Origin of the sequence: Blastomonas sp. (genome assembly GCF_041747255.1) — a bacterium.
GTDB lineage: Bacteria > Pseudomonadota > Alphaproteobacteria > Sphingomonadales > Sphingomonadaceae > Blastomonas.
Genome location: NZ_JBGTFM010000375.1, coordinates 1 through 7,085, shown reverse-complemented (window position 1 = coordinate 7,085; position 7,085 = coordinate 1). Strand labels below are relative to the sequence as shown.

Sequence of the window (7,085 nt, the reverse complement as noted above, 5' to 3'; positions counted from 1 at the left end):
TCCGCCTCGATCCGCAGCATCTTGGCTTCGGTTTCGACATTGGCGCGGGTGGTGAACCCGGCAAATTCCGCGCCGCGCCGGTCAATGTGGGTGCGATCGATCAACTCGCCCTGCTTGGTGGCCGCAGCCATGGCTTCGCCGATCTGCGCATAGCTGACCTTGCCCAGCCCAATGCGCCCGGCTTCCTCCTGCAAGGCGGCTGCGGAAAACACCGATTTGCGTTCGCCCAGCTTGTCGGCGGCATGGGCAACGGCGCGACCCGCGCTCGTGTCGCCCTGCATTTCCATGGTAGCGCGATGATCCTTGCTGGCCGCTATTCCCTCGGCCTCTCGGACCATCGCCAGCCGTGCCTCCGACCCGAACCCGGCTGCGCTGGCCGTCTCCCGCCAGTCCGCGACAAGGGATGCATGATCGGCGGCGACCTTGGCCTGCCGGGTGTCGAGCGCGGCGATCTGCTTTTCGGCGGCGCTGGCCTCATCGCGGGTTGTGCCGCGTGTCCCAAGCGCGGCCTCGATCTCGGCGCTCCGGGTGCTGAACGCGGCCATGACCTCGCCGGACACGCCCTTGATCTCGAATAGCGAGTCTTTGCCGGTCTCGATCTCATAGCCCAACTCGCGCACCTTCAAGGCCAGTTCCTGCCGGTAGATCGCGCCAATCTGCTTCTGCAGCTGGTAGATGGCGCGCGGTTCAAGGCTGCGCCACGCGCCGTCCTCGCTCTTGGTGGCGTTCATGATGACATTGTGGGTGTGAAGCTGCGGGTCTTGCGCGCGGCTGGTGCCGTGCTGGAAACTGGCGACCACCAGATTGCTGGTGGTCTCGCGGTTCACCGCGCCGCCGTCCCGGACGCGGGTGGCCGCCATATGCTGCTCGACATGGGCCAGCGCGGTTTTTACCGCCTGCCCATGCGCCGCAACCAAGCGCCGGTCGCCCGCAACCTCAGCCATGACCGACACCGATTTGGGCGCACTCAAGGTCACATCCCAGCCGGGGCGATGCTCCAGCTTGCCGTCACGGGTCGTTCCCAACTGCTGGTCTTCCACTTTGCCGTCGAGCAATTCGCGGAACTGGTCGCGATCAACATCGCCGGACAGGTCCAGCGCCTCCGCGCCCTTGCCCTGCCACTCCGAAGGCGAAAGGCCATCCCCGGCATAATAGTCGTCGGCCTCATAGTAGCTGGCGGCCTGACCTGAACTGGTCAGCGCGGAAACGGACGCGACCATCAGACTGGCCCCTCGCTGGCGTTTGATGGTGTCGGCGGTGCAGCCGTTGGCGCGACGGTCAATGCCTGTTCCCAAAGGGTGGTCTTGGGGTCGCCGGGGATGAATCCTGGCTGACGAGCAGGCCCACGCCGCACGACATGATCGGCGGTCAGCCTGATCCGCGCCACCGGCAAGCCATCGGGGAACAGCAAATAGCCCTCGAACTTGGGCAGGCGCAGTTCGCTTTCCAGAATGGCGGGCCGCATCTTGCGTATCTTGCCCAGCGTGGTCCGGGGCTTGTCGTCGCCCTCGGCCAGCGCGTCGGTCATGGTCTGGATTTCGACCTCGCACTCGCCGATGGTCTGGCTGGCCCACTGCCGTGTTTCGCTGTCGATGGTTTGCAGGAACAGCTTGGTATTGCAGCAGCCTAACATGGATTCCGCGATCTGCGGTCCATAGCGATGTCGCATCTGGCCCAGCGCCTGAAAGGTCAGCACAACCGCCGCGCCAAACTTGCGGCCTTCGGGCAGCAGTCGCGCCAGATTATCGACGCGTGGCAAGTCGGCCAGCTCGTCCAGCACGAACCAGATGCGCCGATCGGGCGATGGGGGAAGGCCGAGCACCGCGCTGGCCGCGCATTCCAGCCAGCAGGCGAGCAATGGCTTGGACGCCTCGAAATAATCCTCCTTGCGCGGCACGAATATCCACGGGCGCGGGCCTGTGCGCTTGTCCAGCGCGTGGATGAAGTCCCGGAAGGCGAAGGGTACGCTGCCGCCGTCGTCCACGCGGAGGAACTGGATCAGGTTCGCCGCCTTCGCGAGCATGAACAGCACGCTGCCGGTCGCCCGGTCGGCGTCATCGGCAAAGGTGCGTGCCGAGGAGCTGCCCGCCAGCCACAATTTCAGGTCGTCTTTGGTGCGGTCCTGCAAGGCATTCAGCAAATCAGACAAGCTGCAATTGCCTTCGCGCCAAAGCGCCCGGATCATGTTGGCGACAAGGATGCGGCTGGTGTCCAGCCACACGTCGCTGTCATGCTGCCCGGTCTCGGTGATAAGCTGATGGGCGATGCGGTCGGCATCAGCGGGGTGGGTGATCTCCGCGAAGGGCGACCAGAAGGCGCAGCGGGCATCGAACGGATTGAGGATCACGTCGCCGCGCTCGGGGTTGTAATAGTGCGCGATGAACTCGCCACTGGTGTCATAGACCAAGGCGGCTTCGCCCCGCGCCTCGATGCCGTCGAGCAACTGACGCAAGGCGGTGGTCTTGCCGCTGCCGGTCGTGCCGATCATCGCCATGTGCCGGGTTTCCAGCCTGCCGGAAATAGGGACAGTGCCAACGGCCAGTGCGCGGGCATCGGCCTCGGCGCCGGTCAATTTCGCAAGCTGCCCCTCCGTCGTCACCAGTGTTCCGGCAATCACCCGGTCCCGCAAGGCGTGCTCGCGCCGCCGTGCCATGGCCCCGCGCAACAGGAACAGGCTCGCCAGCCAGCCGACAAATCCCAGCCAGCAGCCGCGTATGGCATTGGCATAGGTCGCATGGGCCGCGCGCCGATAATAGCTGTGTGCGATGACGGCACGGGCCGGGACAATATAGTCGGCCCCCTCATAGCTGATTCTGATCGTGGGATTGGCGACGGTGCCTTGGGCGAACCATGCCGCCGCTTGGGCTTGGACGTAGGTGCCGGTCGCCCGCACCGTCTGCCGGTCCAGCATGACATAGGGTGCGGCAACAGCGCCCAGGGCGATTGATGCCAGCATGATACCGGCCTGCCGCTTGAAGCGCGCGGCCCGATTGTTGCGATTGTGGCGGCGCAATGCATCGGCATGGGCGCGCCGGTCGTGCGGCTGACTCATTTCCGGCGCTCCTGCGAAAGCCGCCGCTGGCGATCATAGGACGCATTGATCTCGGCAGTGATGACTTCATCGCTCTTGCGCGTGGCCTGTGCCGCGCTGCGGGCGTAGCAATAGGCGGCGCAGGCGGTGAACAAAGCGCGGTCGAGCATCCGCTCGACATCGACCATGCGGGTGCCGACTGCTGCCAGTTCGGTGACGATCTCGCGGGCATCGATCTCGTTGCCCGCCCCGTGAACGAGGGCGGCAAGGCCCGCGTCCACGACGCGGGCGAGCATTGCGTATTCGCTCAATCCGCGCTGCTTGGCGAGGCCGACAAGGGTACGTTGCTGCGACGGAGTGAGCCGCACGGTCTGGGCGCGGGCGCTCATCGTGCCGCTCCCGGCGAGATGCTATCCGCCATCGCTAGAAATGGCTGAATTGCGCCGTTCCCGTGCGCCTGAACTTGAGGAGATGCTATCAGCATCGCGCCAAACCCGCAGAAATGCTGGATGCACCCGTGCGTGAGGTGTGTATCTAAATTGCTGGCTCGATGCGTAGCATCGCAGCCCCACAACATCTCCTTGTGGGTTGCCGCGTCAGTCATGGGCTGGCCCTTTCCGGCAAGCATCGCATGGGAGGTCGGCGGTGTAGCCAGAACAGCAATCGACGCCATCGCCGGGGGTGATGATGGACGTTGCAGAAGCCCCCTCGCCGGATGCCCAAGCGGCAATCATCGCCTTGGCTTTCCGGTCGGCCCTACGCCTGTCGAAATGCTCCGGAACCGGCGGTAGCGCGGTTAGATCATGATCCCGGACCCATGCCAGAATGACGGTCTCTATCGCCTGCTGCATCTTGTCATGCAGCGCCTGCGCCTCGAACGGATCAAGGTGCGCGGTAACGCTGGGTGACAGAATCAATCCACCGAGCGGAAGCCAGTCACACCTAGCCATCTGCCACGGCCCATCGATCCGGCAACGGGACGTGCCGCCCTGATAGATGGCAAGTGGCGGTCGCTCGGCCTCATGCCAAGGGACAAGCGCAGTGCGGTACGCATCACCGTCATCACCCTCGGCCAGCAACTTGTTGATGAGCGGCACGGCATAGCAGGCGGTGCGATATTCAGCGGTGAAACGCAGATTGACCTTGCGGCCAGTCCAGATGAAATCGGCAAACCGATCCATGGCGCGATGGAAAATGGACATGGGTCATCCTTTCGTGAAACCACGATGGCGGGTGTTCTTGTGGTTCGGGGGAGCAGGTGCGGAGCGGCCCGCCCATCAATCAGGCTGGGGCCGTGGAGCGCCTGCGGGTCAGATGTCGGCTCGGGATTGCGCCAAGCGTTTGATGGACTCCGTGGTCAGCAGCGTTCGCCTGCCGATCTTAATCGCATCAAGCCTGCCGGATTTAAGCAGGGTGTAAACCGATGAACGCCCGATGCCGAGCGCCTTGGCGGTGTCGTTGATAGAGATTGCCAGTAGTTCCATGTGCGTCTCCTTGGTTGCCGATTCGCGGCGGGAGACGGCCCAAGTTGCACATGGTTTCCGGTGCGTCGTCCAGTAATGGGAAGGCCGCAGAAATCTGCCGTTGGTCGTGGAAACAGAAATGCCCGGCGCTGCTCAAAAATGCCGGTTCAGTTTCGGAAAAGAGCGCGCCGGTCAGTGCCCGCCGATGGCAGGCGGATTTTTCAGATGGTCGGCGATTTTTTCAGCATAGGGCAACAACTGGTCGCCGCGCGGCACATCACCGGATGCATCGGCGTTGGCCTCGAACCAAACCGCAAGCCATTGCTTTATCGCGCGGATCGATGCCGCCCGGTCGTTCAGGTCCAGAGCGCCTAACCGTTCATCGCCGATCAGGGCGATAATCGCCTCGGCATAACGGTATTTGCTGTTCCGGCCCGGCCCGCCTTTGCGCTTCGGTTTGCCCATGGCGAGCATTCTATCGACATCATCCTGATGGAGGAAAATGTCGCCGGGAAGGGAATGACCAGTTCGAAAGCGCATGACGATCGCGCGATCCGCGCTGTGTTCGGAGAACAGGAAATAGCGCAGCCTGCCGAAGAACTGCCTGCGATTGAGGAACACCCGCTTCTTTCCAAAGCGGGATATGTAGTAGGCGCGAGGGCCAGCCGCCTTCTGGAGAAAACCCAGAAATTCGTCAAAATGCCGGTCTGGCGCGTGTGGCAGGTCCAGAGGGGTGTCCGGGGTCTTCAAGCCATATTGGTAGAGCTGCCGCCAGAGATGCGGTGCGGCCGTTGCGGCAAGGGTCGCCAGTGTGAGGAACGAAAAGAGGTTTGCTGATTTGGAGGGCGATGAAATCAGCAGGCCGGTCAGGAATATGACGAACAGAAACCCGAAGACCATGCTGACAATGAAAGCGCCATTGTAATATCGCGCGAAAGGCGGGGTCGCCCGATTGATGACAGCGGCATTGGCTTTCAAACCTTCGTCTAGGTCGTCGGACGTGAATTGCGCCAAGGCCTTCCAGAGCGGAACATTTTCGTGATCATCCCCGTCTGCGAAGACTTTCCATCCTTCACCGGGGCTGCCTGTCATCTGTTTCCGCCTTCCCTCAACTCGTCCAGATAGTCGCTCCACCACTGCGCCATTGCAACACGTTCGCCCCAATAGGCTGACTGGTTGTAGATGCGCCGTATCTCACCCGAAACCATATGCGCCAATGCCCTCTCGATGGCGTCGGGGTTCCACTTGCCGGATTCGTTCAACAGCGAGGATGCGGAAGTGCGGAAACCGTGCGTGGTCATTTGCTCCTTGGTATAACCCATGCGGCGCAATGCGGCGGTGACCGTATTCTCGGAGATTGGCCGCGCGCGTGTTCTGACCGATGGGAACACGTATTTCCCCTTGCCGGTCAGTCCCTGCATACCTTTCAGAATTGCGAGCGCCTGCCGGGATAACGGCACTGCGTGGGGTTGCCGCATTTTCATTTTGTCAGACGGAAGCGTCCAGACCGCCTTTTCAAAGTTGATCTCGACCCATTCCATCTGCCGCAGCTCGCCGGGACGCTGGAACAGGTGCGGTGTCAGTTTGAGCGCGTGCATCACCGCCGGGTCGCCTGAGTAGTCCTCAATAGCGCGCAGCAACGCACCAAATTCCGTTGGCTCGGTAATGGCGGCGAAATGCTTAACCCTCGGCTGTATGAGTGCCCCCAAGAGCAACTGCGCGGGGTCACGCTCGGCTCTCGTCGTTGCGGCGGCATATCGGAATACGCGACTGGCAAACGAACGCATCCGCTTAGCCGTTTCCAGCCGTCCCCGGCGCTCGTGATGCTTCAACTCGTGCAACAGCTCTGCCGGGGTGATCTCCGCGACCGGCCTGCGCCCGAATTCCGGGCCAAGCAATTTCAGCAGCCAGGTATATTTTTCGAGTGTTCGCGGGGAAACGCCTTCCTGCTCACGCTTCGCAATCAATTCCTCGGCAACGCTGGCGAAGCTGTTGCCCGCCCGCATACTCGCCTCAATCCGGGCCTGTCGCTTGGCAACATTCGGATCAACCGCGTGGGCAAGTTGCCTGCGGGCTGTATCCCTCGCCGCGCGGGCCTCGGCCAGTGTGATCACCGGGTACGCCCCAAGCGCCAGCTTCCGTTCCGCGCCGTTTATTCGGTATTTGACCCGCCACAGCTTACTGCCCCTTGGGTTGACCAACAGATACAGGCCCTGAGAGTCTGCGACTTTGTAGGGCTTTTCCTTGGGTTTAGCGTTTCGGATCGCGGTATCAGTCAGCGCCATTGGGGGCCTCAATTCTGCGGGAGTCTCGCAAGGCCCCCGAATTAGGCCCCCATCTTCCACGATTGCAGGCAGACAAAGGCAATCGCTGACAACCAACGACTGTCCTTAAACTAGCGGAAATCAGGGGTTTTTTCAACTGTCCACGTGCGTCGGCAGACAGGAGAATGGTAGCGGAGGAGGGACTCGAACCCCCGACACGCGGATTATGATTCCGCTGCTCTAACCGGCTGAGCTACTCCGCCCCAAGGGCCATCACGCGGCGGAGAGCCGCTGCGAAGGCGGCGCATTTAGGGTGCGGCGGGCAGC

At 62.4% G+C, this 7,085-nt stretch carries 7 protein-coding genes and 1 tRNA gene; all 8 read right to left on the bottom strand.

Features of this window, described 5'->3' with window-relative positions:
* A partial coding sequence (gene mobF / locus ACEW8G_RS12750; RefSeq protein ID WP_373488789.1) for a MobF family relaxase occupies positions 1–1,220 on the bottom strand: 1,220 nt, incomplete at its 3' end.
* Complete coding sequence (locus tag ACEW8G_RS12745; protein ID WP_373488788.1) at positions 1,220–3,052, bottom strand: type IV secretion system DNA-binding domain-containing protein; 1,833 nt, start codon at positions 3,050–3,052, stop codon at positions 1,220–1,222. The genes mobF and ACEW8G_RS12745, both read right to left, overlap by 1 nt.
* Positions 3,049–3,420: a hypothetical protein gene (locus tag ACEW8G_RS12740; protein ID WP_373488787.1), complete on the bottom strand. Its 372-nt coding sequence runs from the start codon at positions 3,418–3,420 to the stop codon at positions 3,049–3,051. The genes ACEW8G_RS12745 and ACEW8G_RS12740 overlap by 4 nt, the downstream gene beginning before the upstream one ends.
* A 207-nt stretch (positions 3,421–3,627) precedes the next feature.
* Positions 3,628–4,233: a hypothetical protein gene (locus ACEW8G_RS12735; protein ID WP_373488786.1), complete on the bottom strand. Its 606-nt coding sequence runs from the start codon at positions 4,231–4,233 to the stop codon at positions 3,628–3,630.
* A gap of 108 nt (positions 4,234–4,341) precedes the next feature.
* The gene (locus ACEW8G_RS12730; RefSeq protein WP_373488785.1) at positions 4,342–4,515 is read right to left on the bottom strand and encodes a helix-turn-helix domain-containing protein; all 174 of its coding nucleotides are present in this window, start codon (positions 4,513–4,515) and stop codon (positions 4,342–4,344) included.
* A 171-nt stretch (positions 4,516–4,686) separates the two neighbouring features.
* Positions 4,687–5,628, bottom strand: a complete 942-nt coding sequence (locus ACEW8G_RS12725) for a hypothetical protein (RefSeq protein ID WP_373488784.1) — start codon at positions 5,626–5,628, stop codon at positions 4,687–4,689.
* Complete coding sequence (locus ACEW8G_RS12720; RefSeq protein WP_373488783.1) at positions 5,583–6,779, bottom strand: tyrosine-type recombinase/integrase; 1,197 nt, start codon at positions 6,777–6,779, stop codon at positions 5,583–5,585. The genes ACEW8G_RS12725 and ACEW8G_RS12720 overlap by 46 nt, the downstream gene beginning before the upstream one ends.
* Positions 6,780–6,944: 165 nt before the next feature.
* A tRNA-Met gene (locus ACEW8G_RS12715) sits at positions 6,945–7,021 on the bottom strand.
* Positions 7,022–7,085: the final 64 nt, after the last annotated feature.

Excerpts from the sequence above, each read along its gene's own strand:
- ACEW8G_RS12720 (WP_373488783.1), bottom strand. The coding sequence starts at position 6,779 with ATGGCGCTGACTGATACCGCGATCCGAAACGCTAAACCCAAGGAAAAG.
- ACEW8G_RS12730 (WP_373488785.1), bottom strand. The coding sequence starts at position 4,515 with ATGGAACTACTGGCAATCTCTATCAACGACACCGCCAAGGCGCTCGGC.
- ACEW8G_RS12740 (WP_373488787.1), bottom strand. The coding sequence starts at position 3,420 with ATGAGCGCCCGCGCCCAGACCGTGCGGCTCACTCCGTCGCAGCAACGT.
- ACEW8G_RS12735 (WP_373488786.1), bottom strand. The coding sequence starts at position 4,233 with ATGTCCATTTTCCATCGCGCCATGGATCGGTTTGCCGATTTCATCTGG.
- ACEW8G_RS12745 (WP_373488788.1), bottom strand. The coding sequence starts at position 3,052 with ATGAGTCAGCCGCACGACCGGCGCGCCCATGCCGATGCATTGCGCCGC.